The sequence below is a fragment of the Allobosea sp. P1_A7 genome, assembly GCF_056406775.1.
On record NZ_JBFTZN010000072.1, the window covers coordinates 1 to 18,216 of the forward strand.

The 18,216-nt window shown below is 65.3% G+C and carries 20 protein-coding genes; 10 read left to right on the top strand and 10 right to left on the bottom strand.

Annotated elements, in window-relative coordinates; translation table 11 throughout:
* Positions 1 to 26 precede the first annotated feature (26 nt).
* Both AC1D34_RS14665 and AC1D34_RS14670 read right to left on the bottom strand, forming a co-directional pair.
* Entirely contained in the window at positions 27 to 1,223 is a 1,197-nt protein-coding gene (locus AC1D34_RS14665) for an amidase (RefSeq protein WP_476824602.1), read from the bottom strand.
* 5 nt (positions 1,224 to 1,228) lie between these two features.
* Positions 1,229 to 2,818 carry a gamma-glutamyltransferase family protein gene (locus AC1D34_RS14670; RefSeq protein ID WP_476824603.1) on the bottom strand — a complete coding sequence of 530 codons (1,590 nt, stop codon included), beginning with the start codon at positions 2,816 to 2,818 and terminating at the stop codon, positions 1,229 to 1,231.
* A gap of 113 nt (positions 2,819 to 2,931) precedes the next feature.
* On the opposite strand from AC1D34_RS14670, the gene AC1D34_RS14675 reads away from it, so the two are divergent.
* Positions 2,932 to 3,171 carry a hypothetical protein gene (locus AC1D34_RS14675; RefSeq protein ID WP_476775348.1) on the top strand — a complete coding sequence of 80 codons (240 nt, stop codon included), beginning with the start codon at positions 2,932 to 2,934 and terminating at the stop codon, positions 3,169 to 3,171.
* A 16-nt stretch (positions 3,172 to 3,187) separates the two neighbouring features.
* Here the strand turns inward: AC1D34_RS14675 and AC1D34_RS14680 are convergent, their stop codons facing one another.
* From AC1D34_RS14680 to AC1D34_RS14690, 3 genes are all read right to left on the bottom strand, one after another.
* Positions 3,188 to 3,553 (bottom strand): DUF1850 domain-containing protein, encoded by a 366-nt coding sequence (locus tag AC1D34_RS14680; RefSeq protein ID WP_476824604.1) that lies wholly within the window; start codon positions 3,551 to 3,553, stop codon positions 3,188 to 3,190.
* Positions 3,550 to 5,688, bottom strand: a complete 2,139-nt coding sequence (locus AC1D34_RS14685; protein WP_476824605.1) for a TRAP transporter permease — start codon at positions 5,686 to 5,688, stop codon at positions 3,550 to 3,552. Before AC1D34_RS14685 ends, AC1D34_RS14680 begins: the two co-directional genes overlap by 4 nt.
* Before the next feature lie 86 nt (positions 5,689 to 5,774).
* Positions 5,775 to 6,743 (bottom strand): TAXI family TRAP transporter solute-binding subunit, encoded by a 969-nt coding sequence (locus AC1D34_RS14690; protein WP_441487871.1) that lies wholly within the window; start codon positions 6,741 to 6,743, stop codon positions 5,775 to 5,777.
* Between the two features lie 240 nt (positions 6,744 to 6,983).
* Here AC1D34_RS14690 and AC1D34_RS14695 point away from each other — a divergent pair, with 240 nt between their 5' ends.
* The gene (locus AC1D34_RS14695) at positions 6,984 to 8,603 is read left to right on the top strand and encodes an OpgD/OpgG family glucan biosynthesis protein (RefSeq protein WP_441487870.1); all 1,620 of its coding nucleotides are present in this window, start codon (positions 6,984 to 6,986) and stop codon (positions 8,601 to 8,603) included.
* Between the two features lie 12 nt (positions 8,604 to 8,615).
* On the opposite strand, the gene AC1D34_RS14700 is transcribed toward AC1D34_RS14695, so the two are convergent.
* Positions 8,616 to 8,945 carry a hypothetical protein gene (locus AC1D34_RS14700; RefSeq protein WP_476824606.1) on the bottom strand — a complete coding sequence of 110 codons (330 nt, stop codon included), beginning with the start codon at positions 8,943 to 8,945 and terminating at the stop codon, positions 8,616 to 8,618.
* 49 nt (positions 8,946 to 8,994) lie between these two features.
* Between AC1D34_RS14700 and AC1D34_RS14705 the strand changes: the two genes are divergently transcribed.
* From AC1D34_RS14705 to AC1D34_RS14740, 8 genes are all read left to right on the top strand, one after another.
* On the top strand, positions 8,995 to 9,144 hold the full coding sequence (locus AC1D34_RS14705) for a hypothetical protein (protein ID WP_176733310.1): 150 nt from the start codon (positions 8,995 to 8,997) through the stop codon (positions 9,142 to 9,144).
* A gap of 15 nt (positions 9,145 to 9,159) precedes the next feature.
* Positions 9,160 to 9,894, top strand: coding sequence for a zinc ABC transporter ATP-binding protein AztA (gene aztA, locus AC1D34_RS14710; RefSeq protein ID WP_441487869.1), 735 nt, complete (start codon positions 9,160 to 9,162; stop codon positions 9,892 to 9,894).
* Between the two features lie 24 nt (positions 9,895 to 9,918).
* Positions 9,919 to 10,794: a metal ABC transporter permease gene (locus tag AC1D34_RS14715; RefSeq protein WP_441487868.1), complete on the top strand. Its 876-nt coding sequence runs from the start codon at positions 9,919 to 9,921 to the stop codon at positions 10,792 to 10,794.
* Positions 10,795 to 10,831: 37 nt separating this feature from the next.
* Complete coding sequence (locus tag AC1D34_RS14720) at positions 10,832 to 11,773, top strand: metal ABC transporter substrate-binding protein (RefSeq protein ID WP_476824607.1); 942 nt, start codon at positions 10,832 to 10,834, stop codon at positions 11,771 to 11,773.
* A 42-nt stretch (positions 11,774 to 11,815) separates the two neighbouring features.
* Positions 11,816 to 12,778, top strand: a complete 963-nt coding sequence (locus tag AC1D34_RS14725; protein WP_069879062.1) for a CobW family GTP-binding protein — start codon at positions 11,816 to 11,818, stop codon at positions 12,776 to 12,778.
* A 14-nt stretch (positions 12,779 to 12,792) separates the two neighbouring features.
* Complete coding sequence (locus AC1D34_RS14730; protein ID WP_476824608.1) at positions 12,793 to 13,503, top strand: WD40 repeat domain-containing protein; 711 nt, start codon at positions 12,793 to 12,795, stop codon at positions 13,501 to 13,503.
* A gap of 3 nt (positions 13,504 to 13,506) precedes the next feature.
* Positions 13,507 to 13,791 carry a hypothetical protein gene (locus tag AC1D34_RS14735; RefSeq protein ID WP_441487865.1) on the top strand — a complete coding sequence of 95 codons (285 nt, stop codon included), beginning with the start codon at positions 13,507 to 13,509 and terminating at the stop codon, positions 13,789 to 13,791.
* Between the two features lie 84 nt (positions 13,792 to 13,875).
* Positions 13,876 to 14,304, top strand: a complete 429-nt coding sequence (locus AC1D34_RS14740) for a GNAT family acetyltransferase (RefSeq protein WP_476824609.1) — start codon at positions 13,876 to 13,878, stop codon at positions 14,302 to 14,304.
* A 19-nt stretch (positions 14,305 to 14,323) separates the two neighbouring features.
* On the opposite strand, the gene mutT is transcribed toward AC1D34_RS14740, so the two are convergent.
* From mutT to AC1D34_RS14760, 4 genes are all read right to left on the bottom strand, one after another.
* The gene (mutT, locus tag AC1D34_RS14745; RefSeq protein WP_069879059.1) at positions 14,324 to 14,728 is read right to left on the bottom strand and encodes an 8-oxo-dGTP diphosphatase MutT; all 405 of its coding nucleotides are present in this window, start codon (positions 14,726 to 14,728) and stop codon (positions 14,324 to 14,326) included.
* Positions 14,729 to 14,900: 172 nt separating this feature from the next.
* Positions 14,901 to 15,827: a DMT family transporter gene (locus AC1D34_RS14750; RefSeq protein WP_441504303.1), complete on the bottom strand. Its 927-nt coding sequence runs from the start codon at positions 15,825 to 15,827 to the stop codon at positions 14,901 to 14,903.
* Complete coding sequence (argJ, locus tag AC1D34_RS14755; RefSeq protein WP_476824610.1) at positions 15,808 to 17,058, bottom strand: bifunctional glutamate N-acetyltransferase/amino-acid acetyltransferase ArgJ; 1,251 nt, start codon at positions 17,056 to 17,058, stop codon at positions 15,808 to 15,810. The genes AC1D34_RS14750 and argJ overlap by 20 nt, the downstream gene beginning before the upstream one ends.
* Positions 17,059 to 17,228: 170 nt before the next feature.
* Positions 17,229 to 18,089 carry a peptidylprolyl isomerase gene (locus AC1D34_RS14760; RefSeq protein WP_441487861.1) on the bottom strand — a complete coding sequence of 287 codons (861 nt, stop codon included), beginning with the start codon at positions 18,087 to 18,089 and terminating at the stop codon, positions 17,229 to 17,231.
* Between the last annotated feature and the right edge of the window lie 127 nt (positions 18,090 to 18,216).

Consider the following 18,216-nt stretch of genomic DNA (forward strand, 5'->3'; position numbering starts at 1 on the left):
GATCGTGCCCGCTCATGGCAGCCTCCTCACGCGATCCTGATCCGTGCCGCCCGCTCGAACTTGACGGCGAAATGCACCAGCGACTTGTCCGAGCCCTTCGGCCCGATCAGCGACAGGCCGAGTGGCGCCTCGTCGCGCTGCGCCGCCGGAATCGTCACCTGCGGAAAGCCGGAGAGCCCGGACAGGCAGAGTAGCCGCAGAGCCCGGTTGCGGAAATCCTCCAGCTCGCCTTCGGTCGCGCTGACCAGCGGCGCGATATCCGGCACCGTCGGCAGGATCAAGACACCGTCCGAGCCCAGCAGCCGCGCAAGCTTGGTCCGGAAGGCCTTGCGCAGACTTTCGCCCTTGGCGTAGTCCTCGTCACTCACTGATTTCGAAAAGGCGAAGCGCTCGGCGACGCCCGGTCCGAGCGGCGGATGGAACCGCTCGATCATCGCGCCGTCGGCGTTCCAGGCATCGCGCCCTTGCACCCACCGGAACGCCCAATAGAGCGCATCGATATCGCGCGCGACCTTGACGGTCTCGGGCTGACCCATCAGCGGCATCGCGCGCTGCACGACATTGCGCAGCACATTCTCGGCATCCGGCGTCGCTTGCGCAAACATGTCCTGTGCCAGCAGGAGACGCGGGATCTCCGGTAGGACCGACCGATCCTTGCCGAGCACGACATCGGCGACGCGGGCAAAGGTCTTGCCGTCGCGCGCGAACCAGCCCGGTGTATCCAGGCTCTCGGCCAGCGGCCAGGTCCGCTTCAGTGAAAGTCGGCCATGTGTCGGCCTGATGCCGAAGAGCCCACCATAGCTCGCCGGCGCGCGGACAGAGCCGCCAGTGTCGGAGCCAAGCGCGATATCGGCAAGCTTGCCGGCAACGGCCGCCATCGAGCCCGAAGACGAGCCGCCGGTGATGCGGTCGGGCGCAGCCGGATTGATCGGCGCGCCGAAATGCGCGTTCTTGCCATTCATCGAAAAGGCGAGTTCGTCGGTGATTGTCTTGCCGACGAAGCGAGCCCCGGCATCCAGCAGCGCCTTCACGATCGGCGCCGTCTTGGTCTTGATCCCCGACTGCGCCAGYACCGTCGGCGAACCCGCCCCCGTGGGGTAACCCTTGACGTCGAACAGGTCCTTGGCCGCGAGCGTCAGTCCGGCGAGCGGGCCATCCGGCGCGTTCTTAACCGGCGCGTCCGGATAGGGCATGAAACAGCGGAAGGGATCGTCCTTGACCATCAAGCTCAAACTCCCCTCGCATCGCCATCGGAGCGCGGATCATGCGTCGCTTCGACTTGGCCCTTCTGATGTTTCACCAGCATGCCGGCATGGCCGAAGCTGTCGGCATAGGCTTCGCTGTACTCCTCGACCGGGTGGCCGGCGGCAGTGAGCCTCGCGAGCAGCATCGGATCGAACCGGCTTTCCAGCTTGAGCGAAAGCGAACCGGCACCCCAGGTCTTGCCGAAGAGCCAGCGCGGCGCATCGACTGCGGTCGCGGGATTCTGGCCGAACCGATAGCGCGTCAGGATCTGCGCCTGGAACTGCGGCTGGCCGTCACCACCCATCGCGCCATAGGAAACCACGCGCCCGTCATCGAAGCGGGCGAGCGGCGGATTCAACGTGTGGAAGGGCTTGCGGCCCGGCGCCAGCGGATTCAGCGCGGCCTTGTCGAGCGAGAAGGAGACGCCGCGATTCTGCCAGTGGATGCCGGTCTTGGGCAGGACGCATCCCGAGCCATATTCCCAATAGATCGATTGGATATAGGAGACGGCGAGCCCGTTGCCGTCGATAGCGCCCATCCAGACCGTGTCGCCCTCGCGAGGCGCGAAGGGCCAGCTCGCGGCCCGCTTGCGATCGATCGCCGCCGCCTCGCGGGCGAGGGCCGCCTCGGTGAGGAAGCTCGCAGGATCCGCCTTCATATGGGCAGGGTCGGTGATCTGCCGATCGCGGATGGCAAAGGCGCGCTTGGTCGCTTCGACCAGCCCGTGATGATGGTCAAAACCCTCCGCCCGCGTCACGCCGAGCTTCTCGAAGATGCCGAGGATCAACAGCGAGGCGAGCCCCTGGGTCGGAGGCGGGAAATTATAGACGGTTAGGCCTGGCAGTTTCATCGACAGCGGCTGGACGGCGCGGGCCTTGAAAGCGGTGAGATCCGCCCGTGTAACCGGCGCGCCCATCGCCTCAAGATCGGCGCCGATCTCCCGGCCGATATCGCCGCGGTAGAAATCGTCAAGCCCGGCATCGGCCAGCTGCTTGAAGGTACCCCCGAGCGCATCCGGCTTCCGGCGCGCACCCGCCGTCGGCCGCTCGCCGTCCGGCCAGAAGAAGTCGCTGAAACCGGGAGCCAGCTTTGTCGCCTCTGCCTCTTGCGGCCAGGTTCTCAGCTCGGAGTCCGAGACGGCGTAACCGGCGTCGCAATGTGTGATCGCATCGGCGAGCAGATCGCGCACCGGCATTTTCCCGCCGAGTGCCTTCGCCAGTTCCAGAGCGGCCTGCCAACCGCCGACCGCACCGGCAACCGTCACCGCCGCATCGGCGCCGCGCGAGGGGATGCTGTCATGCCCCTTCTCGCGATAGCGCTCGATCGTCGCCAATGCGCCCGCCGGGCCGCAGGCCTCGATCGCATGCACCTTGCCGCCGGGCTCATGCACCAACCAGAACCCGTCACCACCAATGGCATTCATATGCGGATAGACCACGGCAATGGTGGCCGCCATCGCCACCATCGCCTCGATCGCATTGCCCCCCTCGGCGAGAACGGCGCGCCCGGCTTCCGAGGCAAGGCGATGGGGCGCAGCTGCAGCACCAGTGGAGAAAACRGGCGTATCGATCATCAGGGGGATTTCAATCCAGCCGGGAGCAACCATTTGCCGAGTGGCGCGATTTTGTTGCATGCCGGCAGCGCGTCGGCTAGGTCGTAGCGCGCATGAATTCTCAAGGAACGAACATGGCTGAAGAGAGTGGCACCTGGCGTACCATGATCATGGTGATCTCGCTCGGCATTCTGATCGCCGTCGAGCTCTTCGGCGTCGCACTGGCATCGGGCTGGGCCCTCGCCGGGCTTTTCGAGCTCGGCCATATCGTCGGCTATATCCTGATGGCGCTGTTCTCGGGCTTCGCGGCCTACGGGATGCTCGCCTTCATGCGTCGCGTGTTCAAGTTCGAGCATATCGGCGAGCGCCACTGAACTCAGCCACACGGCCTCAGCCGCAGGGTTTGAGAACGACCGGATCGGCCTCTTCGGGCAGATAGCTGCCCATTGGCCGGCAAGCTGCCCCGACACAAATCGTCCAGTCCGCCGTCGCGCCTGAGCGCCGCATCACGACCTCGGGTAGTGCCGGCAAGGCCGGCGTCCAGCGCCAGAAGCCATCGCGCAATCTCGCGCCGTCGGGCGGGTCCATGCCCGCCCCTGACCCTTCGATGCGGGCCTCGACGAGCCGCAGACCGTCTGGCGTCTCCCTCCAGACCTCTTCCCACAGCGTCTTCTGCACCGAGTGCCGCCAGCCGAGCGTGATCTCGTCGACGCCGAGCGCCACGACGAGTGCGCCGGCCGCCAGGCACAGGCTCACGCTGTGCTGCTCGCCCGCTGGCCGCGCGTCTCCCACCAGTGACGCCCGACCAACGCGGCTGCGAGCAGATAGCCGAGTGCGTCGCTATAGGCGAACTCTCCGAACAGGAACACCGCTGCTACGAAGGCGAGGATGCGTTCCGTCACGTTGAGACGGTCGAACAGATAGCCGATGGCAACGATCCCGAAGAGACCGATGGCGACGCTGGCCTTGAAGACGGCATAGATCACCGAAGGCCAGAAGCCGATCAGGGCCGACATCGGATCGCCCTGCTGCAGCATCAGCGCCGGCGAATAGACCGCGATGAATGGGATAACATAGCCCGCCAGCGCGACCCGCATCGCTTCCCAGCCGATCTTGTCCGGGTTTTCCTTCGCGATCGGCGCCGCCGCGAGTGCCGCCAGGGCCACGGGCGGCGAGAGATCGGCCATGATGCCGTAGTAGAACGCGAACATGTGGCTCACGATCAGCGGTACGCCAAGCTGCTCTAGCGCCGGAGCCGCCAAGGCTGCCACGATGATGTAGGTCGGGATCGTCGGGATCCCGGTGCCGAGCAGGATCGACAGGATCATCGTCAGGACCAATGCCAGGAACAGGCTGGTCTTGCCGAGCCCGATGACCCAGGCGCCGAAGGTCGTGCCGATGCCCGTCTGCGTCATCAGGCCGATGATGGTTCCGACGATCGCGCACGCAATGCCCACAGGCAGCGCGGTCTTGGCCGCATCGGCCAGCGCATTGCGGCAGATCACCAGCGTGGCGCGACCGCCGATGGTGAGGGCGTTCAGGGCGATCAAACCGGCGATCAGCCCCGCGACAACCCTGACGTCCATCCCGTTGCGCAGCAGCGCCCCCGCAATCAGGCCGAGGCCCACCCAGAAGATCACGCGCAGCGTCATCGTCTTGAACCCGAGCGCGACACCGGTGCCCAGCAGCAGGCCGACGGTCAGCGCTAGCCCGATCGTGCCGGCGAAGAGCGGGGTGAAGCCGTGGAACAGCATGAAGACCAGCACGGCGAGCGGCAGCGCCAGATACCAGCGCTCGCGCAGGGCCTTGAGCGGGCTGGGCAGCAAGCGCCGCTCGATGCCTTTGAGGCCGTGTTTGCCTGCCTCGAGATGCACCATCCAGAACGCCGAGGCGAAATAGAGCACTGCCGGGATTGCTGCGGCCTTGACGATCTCCGAATAATCCACGCCCAGCGTCTCGGCCATGATGAAGGCGGCCGCCCCCATCACGGGCGGCATGATCTGCCCGCCCATCGAGGCAGTGGCTTCGACTCCGGCGGCGAAGGCGCGCCGATAGCCGAACTTGATCATGAGCGGGATCGTGAACTGCCCGACCGTGACGACATTCGCGACACCCGAGCCCGAGATCATGCCCATCAGGCCGGAGGAGAACACCGCGACCTTGGCGGGCCCCCCACGCGCGCTGCCGAAGAGCCCAAGCGAAACGTCGTTGAAGAGGTGGATCATCCCGGCCTTCTCCAGGAAGGAGCCGAAGACGATGAAGAGGAAGATATAGGTCGCCGACACATAGGTCGGCACGCCGTAGAACCCCTCAGTGCCGAAGGACAGATGGCCGATGATCTGATCGAAACCGTAGCCGCGATGGTTGAACGGCGACGGCAGGTACTGGCCGAAGAACCAGTAAAGCAGGCACACACCGCACATGATCGGCAGGGCATTGCCCATCAGCCGCCGCGCGGCCTCGAAGATGAGAACGATCAGCAGCGTTCCGACCACAAGATCGGCGGTCGAGGGATCGCCATCGCGCAGGATCAGATCGGCGTAGAAGACGAGCTGATAGAGGCCGACACCGAAACCGATGACACCCAGCGCCCAGCCAGCCCAGCGCCCTGCATTGGTCTTCGCCTTGAAATTGGCGACGAGGCCGAAACTGAGCAGCAGAAGGAAGCCGACATGGATGCCGCGCACCGCCTGGCTCGGCAGCACATGCCAGGCTGAGATCGCGATCTGGAAACAGGCGAATGCAAGCGCGACGGCATAGGCTAGCAAGCCCCAGCGGCCGGGCCCGAAACCCGGCGGAAAGCCGTGCTCGAAAYTGTCGAGCGCCGCATTCTCGACCGGCGTTTCGCTCGCTCCCGAAAGCGCGTGCAGTTGGTCCGTCTGACTCGTCATCGCGTCGCATATCCTCAATGGCGTGCGCATGCGCCGGCGCCGCCTGCCCGAAGGCCAGCGCCGGGAGAGTTAAATGCGAGAGCTGATCAGGACCCGACCTTGAGGCCCTTTTCCTTCAGATAGCGCGCCGCGCCCGGATGCAGCGGCACCGGCATGCCCTCGAGCGCGCTCTCGAGCTTGATCGCCTTGCCGGCCGAGTGCGCTGCGCCAAGTTCCCCGAGATTATCGAAGATATTCTTCGTCATCTGGTAGACGAGCTCCTCCTTCACCCCCTCATGAGTGACGAGGTAGTTCACCACTGCCGCCGTGTTCACCGCGGCCGCCTGGCCGCCATAGGTGTTGGCGGGAATGGTCGCGCTGACGAAAGGCGCTCCGGCCTTGTCGATGACCGCCTTCGGCACTTCGACGACGACGATCTCGACCGAGGATGCGAGATCGCGGATGGAGGCCACGCCGAGGCCCGCCGACTGAAGCGTCGCGTCGAGCTGGCGGTTCTTCATCAGCTCGACCGATTCGGCGAAGGGCAGATACTCGATCTTGCCAAGGTCCTTGTAGGCCAGGCCTGCCGCCGCGAGGATCGCGCGCGCATTCAGCTCGGTGCCGGATTTCGGGGCTCCCACCGAAAGCCGCTTGCCCTTGAGATCGGCGAGCGTCTTGATGCCGCTTTCCTTGGACGCAACGATCTGCACGAAATTCGGATAGATCGCGGTGATGCCGCGCAATTTCTTCAGAGGGCTCTTGAAGCCGGCATCTTCATCGCCCTTCCAGGCCGCATCGAGGGAATCGCCGAGCGTGAAGGCGAGTTCGCCACGCCCCTGCTGCAGGAGCACGAGGTTCTCGACTGATGCCTTGGTCGCCTGCACCGTCGGGCGGGTGCCCGGAATCTTCTCGCCGTAGATCTTCGAGAGGGCAACGCCCATCGGATAATAGACGCCGGAGGTGCCTCCGGTCAGCACGTTGACGAACTCTTGCGCGCGAGCGCCCGCAGGAGCAGCGGCGATCAGCAAGGCGGTAGCGATACCGGCCAGAGACCGGCCGCGAAACAGCGTCTTCATGGATCCTCCCAGAACCTTAGTTCCCAGCACGAGCGGCCAGGCTTTAACCCTTGTAGAACGGCCCGTTGAGACAAGGAAAGCCCAGGAAATGCATTGCCGGGGCAGCTCCGCCGCGCGCCCGTGACGCTTTCGCCATTTTTCCGGTGCATCCGGCAGGCTCCCGAGCCTGGTTGCCCTTGCCCTTTGGACAGGTTAGCCCGGACAATATTCCCTCAGAAGCCTTCCGAGATCCGTCCAACCATGCAAGCCCGCACGAAATCGCCTTCCCTGGACCGCCGCACGCTGCTCGCCGGCGCAAGCGCCACGGCGGCGCTCGCCGCGCTCGGCTTCGCACCGGCAGCCCTGGCGCAGCAGGGGCTGAAGCTCGGCGAGGCTGAGGCGTTCAGCTTCGAAGGGCTGAAGGCGCGCGCCCGCGACCTCGCGAACAAGCCTTATGCGCCGCCCCCGCCGCCGCGCGCCGATATCCTGGAGCGGATCGATTACGACGCCCATGGCAAGATCAAATTCAAGCCGGAGATGGCCTTGTGGGCGAACGGTCCCTCGCCCTGGCCGGTGACCTTCTTCCATCTCGGCCGCTACTTCCAGAAGCCGGTGCGCATGCATGTCCTGGACAGCGGCAAGGCGCGCGAAATCGTCTATGACGAGAGCTATTTCGAGATGCCGGCGGATTCACCGGCGCGCCAATTGCCGGCGGGAGCGGGTTTCGCGGGTTTCCGCTTCCAGGAGAGCCGCTCCGGACATCCCGGCCGCAAGGGCGAGAAGCTCGACTGGCAGAAGAATGACTGGGTCGCCTTCCTCGGCGCCTCCTATTTCCGCGCCATCGGCGAACTCTATCAATATGGCCTGTCTGCCCGCGGCCTTGCCATCGATCCGGCCGTCGGCGGCAAGCCTGAGGAGTTTCCGGATTTCACCCATATCTGGCTGGAGACGCCGCAGGCCTCGGCCGAGTACGTCGTTGTCTATGCCCTGCTCTCCGGCCCCAGCGTCGCCGGTGCCTATCGCTTCCGGATGCATCGCGGCAAGGGCGTCGACATGGAGATCGAGAAGGCGATCTTCCTGCGCAATGACGTCGCCCGGCTCGGCATCGCGCCCCTGACCTCGATGTACTGGTATTCGGAGACCGCGAAATCGACCGCCGTCGACTGGCGCCCCGAAGTGCATGATTCCGACGGCCTCGCGCTCTGGACCGGCTCCGGAGAGCGCGCCTGGCGCCCCCTCAACAACCCCAGCCGCACCACCGCCTCGTCCTTCGTCGACAACAATCCGCGCGGTTTCGGCCTGATGCAGCGCGACCGCGAGGTCGGTCACTATCTCGACGGCGTCTTCTACGAGCGCCGCCCCAGCCTCTGGATCGAGACGATCGGCCAATGGGGCAAAGGCGCCGTTCAGCTCATCGAGATCCCGACCGACGACGAGATCCACGACAATATCGTCGCGATGTGGGTGCCCGAGGGTCCCGCCAAGGCCGGGGCCGCCTACGAGTTCCACTACAAGCTGCATTGGCTCGCGGACGAGCCCTTCCCCTCGCCGCTCGGCCGCGTCGTCGCGACACGGCTCGGCAATGGCGGCCAGCCCGGGACCACCCGGCCGAAGGGCGTGCGCAAATTCATGGTCGAGTTCAAAGGCCCGGTGCTGGAGAACATTCCCTTCGGCGTGAAGCCCGAGGTCGTGCTCTCGGCCTCGCGCGGCTCGTTCTCCTATGTCTTCGCCGAGGCCGTGCCGAACGACGTGCCCGGCCATTGGCGCGCGCAATTCGACCTGACGGTCGAGGGAGCGGATCCGGTCGAGATGCGCTGCTTCCTGCGCGGCGGCGACACCGTCCTGACCGAAACCTGGCTGTACCAGTATCTGCCGTTCTGAGCGGGAACGGCTTCAGCCCTCCATCTGGCGTTTGCGCACCCGCTCCACTGACACAAACAGGGTATTGGCGGCGCCGGGCTCGACGTTGAACACGTCGAAACTCGGCGCATCCGGATGATCGGCCGGCATGTGCAGCGCCGCGGCCCCCTTGCGGCCAGCAAAGGCCATGATGCGGAAACTCAGCCCGTCAGGCAGGCCGATCTCGATCGCATCGGCGGGAATTTCCGTGACGACGCCGTCACGGACGGCTCTGAAGGTCACTCGGTCACCACTCACGCGCGCGCTCCGGTTCTGCTGCCATTGACCATGGTGGATAACGCCACGGCCGGAAGCCGACAACAATCGCGATCTCGCTTGCCCCGGAGATCGCGTAACATTATATCATTCACTCATGAGCCATTCTCATCGCCGCCCCGCAGCCGCTGCCCTCTCGGAAGATCCGGGCTGGTCGCTGCTGCGCCTTTCGGCGGCGGGTCGGCTCGGGCTCGCGCTCGGCATCATCGCCCTGCTCTGGCTTGCCACATTTGCAGTCATCTCCTGACGAAAGCTGCCCTTCGTGCCCGCCATTCGCCTCGATGACCTCACGCTCGGGTATGACCGTCACCCGGCGGTTCATCACCTCTCCGGCGAAATCGCCGCCGGAAGCCTAACCGCAATCGTCGGACCGAATGGCGCCGGAAAATCGACGCTGCTGAAGGCCATTGCCGGTGCCTTGACCCCGCTCGACGGGCACCTGACTCTCGCCCGCGGCAAGCGCCTCGCCTATCTCCCGCAATCGGCGGAGCTCGATCGTTCCTTCCCAATCCATGTCTACGATCTCGTTGCCATGGGGCTGTGGGGCAAGGCCGGCATCTTCGGCCGCATCGGCCTCGGAGCGAGGACCAGGATCGAGGAAGCGATCGCCGCCGTAGGCCTGACCGGCTTCGAGCGCCGACCCATCGGCAATCTCTCCGGCGGCCAGATGCAGCGCGCGCTCTTCGCCCGCCTGCTGCTGCAGGACGCCGATATCATTCTGCTCGACGAACCCTTCACCGCCATCGATGCTCGGACCACGGCCGATCTGCTCGCCTTGGTTCAACGCTGGCATGGSGAGGCGCGCACCGTGGTTGCCGTCCTCCACGATATCGAGACGGTGAAACGCGCCTTCCCCGAGACGCTGCTGCTGGCCCGCGAGGCTGTCGCCTGGGGCGCGACCAACGACGTCCTGACGCCTGAAAACCAGCTCAAGGCCCGGCGCATGGTCGAGGCTTTCGACAGCCATGCGCCCGCCTGCGACCGCGACGCGGCCTGAACCTTCCGCAAACCTGGCACGCCGATGCTCCACGATATTTTCATCGGCCCCTTCGCCGAATTCGACTTCATGCGCCGGGCCCTTGTCGGCGTCTTCGCGCTCGCCGTCTCCGGCGCGCCGATCGGCGTCTTCCTGATGCTGCGACGCATGAGCCTGACCGGCGACGCCATGGCACATGCGATCCTGCCCGGCGCTGCCATCGGCTATCTCGTCGCCGGGTTCTCGCTGCCAGCCATGACGATTGGCGGCCTCGTCGCCGGCTTTGCCGTCGCGCTGGCGGCCGGCGCGGTCGCCCGGCTGACCGTGATGAAGGAGGATGCCTCGCTTGCCGCCTTCTACCTGATCTCACTGGCGCTCGGCGTCACCATCGTCTCGCTGCGCGGCTCGGCGGTCGACCTTTTCCATGTCCTGTTCGGCAATGTGCTGGCGCTGGATGATGATGTGCTGGTGCTGCTTTCGAGTGTCGCGACACTGACCCTGGTCACGCTGGCCTTGGCCTATCGCCCTCTCGTGCTCGAATGCGTCGATCCGGGCTTCCTGCGCTCGGTCAGCCGCTCCGGCGGTGTCGTGCATCTCACCTTCCTTGGCCTCGTCGTGCTCAATCTGGTCGCCGGTTTCCATGCGCTCGGCACCCTGCTTGCGGTCGGCCTGATGATGCTGCCCGCTGCCGCAGCGCGCTTCTGGACAGCCGACATCACGCGCCTGATCCTGCTCGCCTCCGGTTTCGGTATCCTGTCCGGCTATGCCGGGCTGGTTGTCTCATACTCGGCCGGCAGCAATCTTCCCGCGGGCCCAGCCGTCATCCTGTCCGCCGGCGCACTCTATCTCGGCTCACTCCTGTTCGGCACGCAGGGCGGGCTCGCACGCCGGCTCTTGCCTCGGTCCCATCTCCAGCGTTAGTTATGTTATAGTGTTTCGTTATTCGCTGGAGAGCCGCATGTTGAATCGTCGTTGCCTCATCGCCGGGCTCACCGCGGGACTGGCCCTCTCGGCCGCGCCGCTGATCGCGCGTGCCCAGGAGAAACTGCCGGTCGTTGCGAGCTTCTCGATCCTTGGCGACTTCGCCAGGGAGATCGGCGGCGAACGTGTCGCGGTGACGATTCTCGTCGGCCCTGATGGCGATGCGCATGTCTATTCGCCGACGCCGGCCGATGCGAAGAGCGTGGCGGCGGCGAAGCTGGTCCTGATCAACGGGCTCAAATTCGAAGGCTGGTTGTCCCGGCTGATCAAGTCCTCCGGCACGAGCGCAACCGTCGCGACGGCGACGCGGGGAATCTCTCCCCTGAAGCTGCAGGACGACGATCATGACCACGGCAAGTCGGGCGGCCATGATAATGCGGGCGGGGACGACCCTCATGCCTGGCAGAGCGTCGTCAACGCCAGGCTCTATGTCGCGAATATCCGCGATGCGCTGAGCGCGGCCGACCCTGCCGGCAAGGTGGCTTACGAGGCCAATGCCGCGGCCTATCTCGGCAAGCTCGATGGACTTCAAGGCGAGATCCAGGCTGCCGTAGCCCGCATCCCGGTCGACCGACGCAAGGCCATCACGTCGCACGATGCCTTTGGTTATTTCGTCAGGGCCTATGGCATTGAATTCGTGGCGCCACAGGGTGTTTCGACCGAGGCTGAAGCCTCGGCCAGGGACGTGGCGCGCATCATTCGCCAGGTTAAGGCGCAGAAAATTCCGGCGGTCTTCCTCGAGAATATCACCAATCCCCGGTTGATCGAGCAGATCGCGCGCGAAACCGGAGCCAAGATCGGCGGCCGGCTCTACTCCGATGCACTCTCGACCGCATCCGGCCCTGCCGGGACTTACATCGAGATGATGCGACACAATATAAGGCAGATCGAAAAGGCGCTCGGCACAGGCGCAGCGTAAGCTGCGCTGACGAGCGGCACTCGGCAGCAATCAGGTCGTCCCATGTCTGAAAAGATCCCCGTTACCGTGCTCACCGGCTATCTCGGAGCCGGCAAGACCACGCTCCTCAACCGCATCCTCACCGAAGACCACGGCAAGAAGTTCGCCGTGATCGTCAACGAGTTCGGCGAGGCCGGCATCGATGGCGACCTCGTTGTCGGCGCCGACGAGGAAGTCTTCGAGATGAACAACGGTTGCATTTGCTGCACCGTCCGCGGCGACCTGATCCGCATCCTCGATGGGCTGATGAAGCGCAAGGGCAAGTTCGACGCGATCATCGTCGAGACCACCGGCCTCGCCGACCCGGCCCCCGTCGCACAGACCTTCTTCGTCGACCAGGATGTCGGCGATGCGACCAAGCTCGACGCCGTCGTCACCGTGACCGACGCCAAATGGCTGAAGGACCGCCTGAAGGATGCTCCCGAGGCGAAGAACCAGATCGCCTTTGCCGACGTCATCATTCTCAACAAGACCGATCTGGTCACGGCCGAGGAACTGGCCGGGGTCGAGGCGGCGATCCGCGCGATCAACCCCTATGCCAAGCTGCACAAGGCGACCCGCTGCGACGTCGCGATAGACAAGCTGCTCGACCGCAACGCCTTCGATCTCGATCGGATTCTCGACATCGAGCCCGATTTTCTCGAGTCCGGCCATCACCATCATCATTCCGATGATGTGCGCTCGATGTCGTTCACGATCCCCGGCGATGTCGATCCCGACAAGTTCATGCCGTGGATCAACGACATCTCTCAGGCGCAGGGTCCCAACATCCTGCGTTCCAAGGGCATCCTGTCCTTCAAGAACGAGCCGCGCCGCTTCGTTTTCCAGGGCGTGCACATGATTCTCGACGGCGATCTGCAGCGTGACTGGAAGGCAGACGAGAAGCGTGAATCGCGTCTCGTCTTCATCGGCCGCGATCTCGACGAGAACGAGTTGCGCAAGGGGTTTATGGCCTGCGCGGCGTGAGCTAAAGCCACGCCATGGACACGCAGACAAAACCCGTTTCGCTCCGCGAGCATGTCGTCCCGGTCACGGCCGGCGAGCATGTCGTCTCGGCTTCATGGCTCAAGCAGACGCTGGTGTTTGCGCTCGCCGACGGGCGCGTGCTGCGCTGGCGTGACGGTGAGGCCGAGAGCATTGACGCCCATGCTGGCGGTATCCTCTCCGCCTGCTCCGATGGCGAGCGCCTGATCAGCGGCGGCGATGACGGACGTGTCGTCGCCACGGCGGCCGAGGGTGAGCCGGTCGAGATCTACCGTGATCCCAAGCGGCGCTGGATCGATGCCGTGACGTTCTCAGGCTCGGGTGCCATCGCCTGGAACACCGGAAAGACCGTCCATGCCCGCGACGACAAGGGCAAGCTCCGGTCCTTCGACTTCGCCTCGACACCGCAGGGCCTCGTCTTTGCACCTAAGGCGTACGAAGGCCCGACGGGCAAGGCCCCGCGCGAGTGCGGCGCGCGCCATGCCAAGGTCACCCGCGTCGCCTTCCACCCCAAGGCGCTCGTGCTGGCCGTCGGCTATGACGATGGCTGCATCCTGCTGGTCCGGCTGACCGATGCCTCCGAGCTGCTGGTGCGCCCTCCGCTCAAGGCCAGCGGTATCACGGCCTTCGCCTGGGACAAGCTTGGCAAGCGCCTCGCCTTCGGCGCCGAGGATGGTGCGGCCGGCATCCTGACCCTGCCGACCTGAGCGATGCGCTTCGGCCTCTTCGGCAAGGACCCTGCGGGCAAGGCCGTCGCTTCGGAAGCGGCCACCCGGATCAAGGCCGAGACCCGGGACCTCCTCGGCCTGCCGGAGCGGGCCGCGATCGCCGTCAACGAGATCCTCTGTGCAGACCCCGCCTGCCCCGGCACCGAGACGGTGATCCTGGTGATGAACCCCGGTGAGAAGACCAGGGCCTACAAGGCGCAGATGCCAATGGCGGAGCTGACGCGGGAGGCCTTGATCGTGACGTTGGAATTGGTCGCGGATCGCTAAAGCATCGGCCCGAAAAGTGGATTGCGGTTTTCCGGAAAGCCGATGCAGACACGAGAGCCAAGTGCCTGAACCGAGGGGTAGCGCGTGACGGACTCACTCTTGATCCGCGATATCGGCGATGATGACGTCGAACAGGTCAGCTCTCTCTGGCGCGCCGCCGGCATCGCGCGCCCCTGGAACGACCCTGAAACCGATATCGCCTTTGCTCGCCGTGATTCGCACTCGACCGTCCTGGTCGCAGTGCTGGACGGCACGATCGTCGCAACGGTGATGGTCGGCGAGGATGGACATCGCGGCTGGGTCTACTACGTCGCGGCTGATCCGGAGCATCAGGGCCAGGGCCTTGGCCGCCGCATCATGGACGCGGCCGAGCACTGGCTCGCCGAACGTGGGGTGTGGAAGCTGAACCTGCTCGTCCGCGGCGACAACGCCAGGGTCAAGCAGTTCTACGAGCACCTGGGCTATACCGACACGCAGTCGACCTGTTTCCAGAAGGTCCTCTCCCGGGCCTGACGCGGCCTCGAACAGCCCGTCACGCCCCCAAGAGATCGATCAGGTGCGGGATCAGCGGCTCGTCGGCCGGCGGCATGGCGAGATCCCGCAGCTTGCCGGGCCGCACCCATTTCAGCGCCTGACCTTCTGCGGAGACGACCGCACCTTCCCAACGCCGGCAGATATAGAGCGGCATCAGCAGGTGGAATTCCGGATAGGCGTAGCTCGCGAAGGTCAGGGGCGCCAGGCAGTCCTCTTTCACGCTGATGCCGAGTTCCTCAGACAGCTCGCGGATCAGCGCCGGCTCCGGCCGCTCCCCCGCTTCGAGCTTGCCGCCGGGGAATTCCCACAGTCCGGCAAGCGACTTGCCCTCCGGACGCTGCGTGACGAGAACGCGGTTGTCGGTATCGATCAGTGCACAGGCAACAACGAGAAGCAGTTTCACGAAGGCTCAGGTCCCGGAGAGGAGGCGATGGCTCACGCTCCTTACCGTCAACGGTGGCCGCGTCATAGGCCGAACCGTCTGTTCCGGTGAGCGCATCCGCCTCGCGGCCGGATCTCCTTCGCGAGGACGCTCGGCCCCGAGGAGCAAGGCAAGCGCCGCCCCCGGGTGCGGCTCAGGCCTCCCTCACCCGTCGTGCCGTCGAGACCAGAAACACCCCGACGAGGATGATGCAGCCCCCGACGAGCTGCCGCAGCTCCAGTGTTTCACCAAGGATGAGCACACCCATGACGGTCGCGACGGTGGGAACGAGATAGCCGGTCATCGCCGCCCGCGTCGGCCCCGCCGCACGGATCAGCTTCATGAAGATCGCCATCGGGACCGCCGTCGAGGCGACTCCGAGCGCTAGCATGACAGGCAGGTGATTCTGGATCGGAAGCAGTCCGGCGGGCCCGATGAAGACGAGTGTCAGCCCAAGCGCGACAATCCCGGAGACGACCTGCTGGCCGAGCGCGAGGCGCGCGGGATTTCCGGCCGGGGCAGGCACGGCACGGACATAGAGATTCCCGGCAGCATAGGCCAGCATCACACCGACCATGGCGGCGACGCCATAGGCAGTCGCGCCGCCTGCGACCAGGCGGGGGCCGATCAGGATCGCGACGCCGACCATCCCGAGCAGGACGCCAAGGACACGGCGGCCGGAAAGCCGCTCCTCCGCAAAGAGAAAATGCGCGAAGATCGCGGTCACCAGCGGACCGGCGGCCTGGATCATCGCCGCAGGCCCGCTGGCGAGCTGCGTCAGCGCATAGGCGACGAGCACATTCGGCACCCAGCCATTGGTGGTGCCGAGCACGAGCCAGTGCCGGAGTTCATGCCGCCGGGGCAATGGGCTCTGCCCGAGAAAGCTCACCCAAAGGGCCAGCGCTGTCGCCCCGAGCAGACCGCGCCCCGCCGCGACGGCCAGCGGCGGCACCTCGCCGCTCATCAGCTTGATGAGCAGGAAGCTGCAGCCCCAGAAGAACGAGCAGAGGAACAGATTGCCGACGATGAAGCTCCGGCTGGGTTCAGCCGGAGCGGTCGCCTCAGGAGCGATAATCGCCATTGATCTCGACATAGGCCTTGGTGAGATCGCAGGTCCAGACGGTGGACTTGCCCCGGCCCAGCCCGAGATCGGCCGTGATGACGATGTCGTCGCCCTTCATGTAGTCGGAGACGGCGGTCTCGTCATAGGACGGCGCACGGGCGCCCTGCTTCGCGACCGTGATGTCGCCGAAGGAGATGTCGAGCCTGTCGCGATCGGCCGGCTCGCCGGCCTTGCCGACGGCCATGACGACGCGGCCCCAATTGGCGTCCTCGCCGGCGATCGCCGTCTTGACCAGCGGCGAATTCGCGATCGAGAGCGCAACGCGCTTGGCAGAGCGCGCGGAGGTGGCACCGGTGACCCGCACCTCGACGAATTTCCGCGCACCTTCGCCGTCCTTGCAGACGAGATGGGACAGCTCGAGAAGCAATGCATTGAGCGCACGCTTGAAGCCGGAGAGGCGTGCATCATTGACCTCGGTGATCTCCGGCACGCCGCGCGCCGCCGCCTTCCCCGTGGCGAACAGCATCAGCGTGTCGGAGGTCGAGGTGTCGCTGTCGACCGTGACGGCATTGAATGAACCCTTGACGCCCTTGGAAAGCAGCGCCTGCAACACCGGCGCGGCAATCGGCGCGTCGGTGAAGACGAAGGAGAGCATCGTCGCCATGTCGGGCGCGATCATGCCGGCGCCCTTGGCAATGCCGGCGATGACCACCTCATGCCCGTCGATCTTCGCCTTACGCGCGAGCGCCTTGGGGAAGGTGTCGGTGGTCATGATCGCCTTGGCCGCATCGATCCACGGGCCGTCCGCCGCGCGGGAGGCGCAGTCCTTCAGGACGCCCTCGAACTTCGTCGCATCCAGCGGCTCGCCGATCACGCCTGTGGAGGCGATGAAAACCTCCTGCGGCTTGCAGCCGGCCGCCTTGGCGGCGATCTCGGCGGTCAGCTTGACGGAATCGCGGCCCTTGAGGCCGGTAAAGGCATTGGCGTTGCCGGAATTGACGACGATCGCCCGCGCCTTGCCTTGCGCCAGGTTCTCACGGCACCAGTCGACCGGCGCGGAGGGGCATTTCGAGCGGGTGAAGACACCGGCGGCCTGCGTACCCTCGTCGAGCAGCATGAAGACCACATCCGTTCGCCCCTTGTAGCGAATGCCCGCTTCGGCGGTGGCAAAGCGCACGCCCGGCACGGCCGGGACCTTGGGCTGGCGTTTCGGCGCGAGCGGGGAAACGGGAACATCCTTGCCAGCCATCGAAGCATCTCCTGAAACGAGGCGTCCGATTTGCCGCAGCAGCGGACGGAAGACAAGAGTTGGAAATGCAGAGCCCAAACGCATGATGCCCGGGTTTGCCCCGGGCACCATGTCGTAATTCTCCCTGAAATTCCCGGGCCAGGCCCGGGAACGGAGCAACGATCAGCCGTTCAGGGCTTCTTCGGCTCGGCCGGCTTGTCCGCGGGCTTCTCGGCTGGCTTGTCCAGCCGCTCGACCTTGGCCTTCTCGCGCATCGCCAGCACGATGTCCTGCTGGGCCTTGCGCTCGAGATACTGGTCGATCTGCGGCTTGACATCCTCGAACTTGGGCAGCGGCTTGGAGCGCTTGTCCTCGACCTTGATGACATGCCACCCAAACTGGCTCTGCACCGGCTCCGAGATCTGTCCCTTCTCGAGCTTGAAGGCAGCCTCCGAGAACTGCGGAACCATGCGCTCCTTCGTGAACCAGCCGAGATCGCCGCCTTCCTTGCCCGAACCAGGATCCTTGGAGAGCTCGGCTGCGACCTTGGCGAAATCCTCGCCCTTCTTCACCCGTGCCGCAGCGTCCTTGGCCTTGGCTTCATCCTCGACCAGGATGTGGCGCGCATGCACCTCTTCCTCGGGCGCCATGGCCTTGACGGTATCTTCGAAGAGCTTCTTCGCCGCTTCCGGCGTCGCAGCCTTCTTGGCCTCGCGCGTCAGATACTCGTCGAGCAGCACCTTCTCGCGGTAATAGGCGAGGCGCGACGCGAAATCCGGCCCTTCCGCGATCTTGGCTGCTACGGCAGCCTTGGCCCCAAGCTTGAGGTCGACGAGGTAGTTGATCACCTCGTCGCGCTTGCGGTCTTCGGGGAGCTGCGCGAGGCGTTCGCCCAGATCTTCGCTGGCAAGCGTCATGTCGCGCTCGGTGATCGCGATTCCGTCGACCTTGGCCACGACCTTGTCCGCCTGAGCGAAGGCCGGCAGGGCAAGCATCGGTGCGCCGGCCAATGCAAGCCCAAGCGGCAGCATGGCGAAACGGGACAATTTCATCGGGACGGCCTTTCGCTGATGTCCAGAATAATGCTGGCGCTCCACTGCCAGTTGAACACGGCGAAGGCAAGGCGATTGAGCCACTTAGAGGTTGCCTGAAGGTTGCTTTTCGGTAATCCGCAGGCGC

Coding starts and splice junctions, on each gene's coding strand:
- AC1D34_RS14675 (WP_476775348.1), top strand. CDS start 2,932: ATGGCTGAAGAGAGTGGCACCTGGCGTACCATGATCATGGTGATCTCG.
- AC1D34_RS14690 (WP_441487871.1), bottom strand. CDS start 6,743: ATGAAGACGCTGTTTCGCGGCCGGTCTCTGGCCGGTATCGCTACCGCC.
- AC1D34_RS14695 (WP_441487870.1), top strand. CDS start 6,984: ATGCAAGCCCGCACGAAATCGCCTTCCCTGGACCGCCGCACGCTGCTC.
- AC1D34_RS14705 (WP_176733310.1), top strand. CDS start 8,995: ATGAGCCATTCTCATCGCCGCCCCGCAGCCGCTGCCCTCTCGGAAGAT.
- AC1D34_RS14715 (WP_441487868.1), top strand. CDS start 9,919: ATGCTCCACGATATTTTCATCGGCCCCTTCGCCGAATTCGACTTCATG.
- AC1D34_RS14720 (WP_476824607.1), top strand. CDS start 10,832: ATGTTGAATCGTCGTTGCCTCATCGCCGGGCTCACCGCGGGACTGGCC.
- AC1D34_RS14725 (WP_069879062.1), top strand. CDS start 11,816: ATGTCTGAAAAGATCCCCGTTACCGTGCTCACCGGCTATCTCGGAGCC.
- AC1D34_RS14730 (WP_476824608.1), top strand. CDS start 12,793: ATGGACACGCAGACAAAACCCGTTTCGCTCCGCGAGCATGTCGTCCCG.
- AC1D34_RS14735 (WP_441487865.1), top strand. CDS start 13,507: ATGCGCTTCGGCCTCTTCGGCAAGGACCCTGCGGGCAAGGCCGTCGCT.
- AC1D34_RS14750 (WP_441504303.1), bottom strand. CDS start 15,827: ATGGCGATTATCGCTCCTGAGGCGACCGCTCCGGCTGAACCCAGCCGG.
- argJ (WP_476824610.1), bottom strand. CDS start 17,058: ATGGCTGGCAAGGATGTTCCCGTTTCCCCGCTCGCGCCGAAACGCCAG.
- AC1D34_RS14760 (WP_441487861.1), bottom strand. CDS start 18,089: ATGAAATTGTCCCGTTTCGCCATGCTGCCGCTTGGGCTTGCATTGGCC.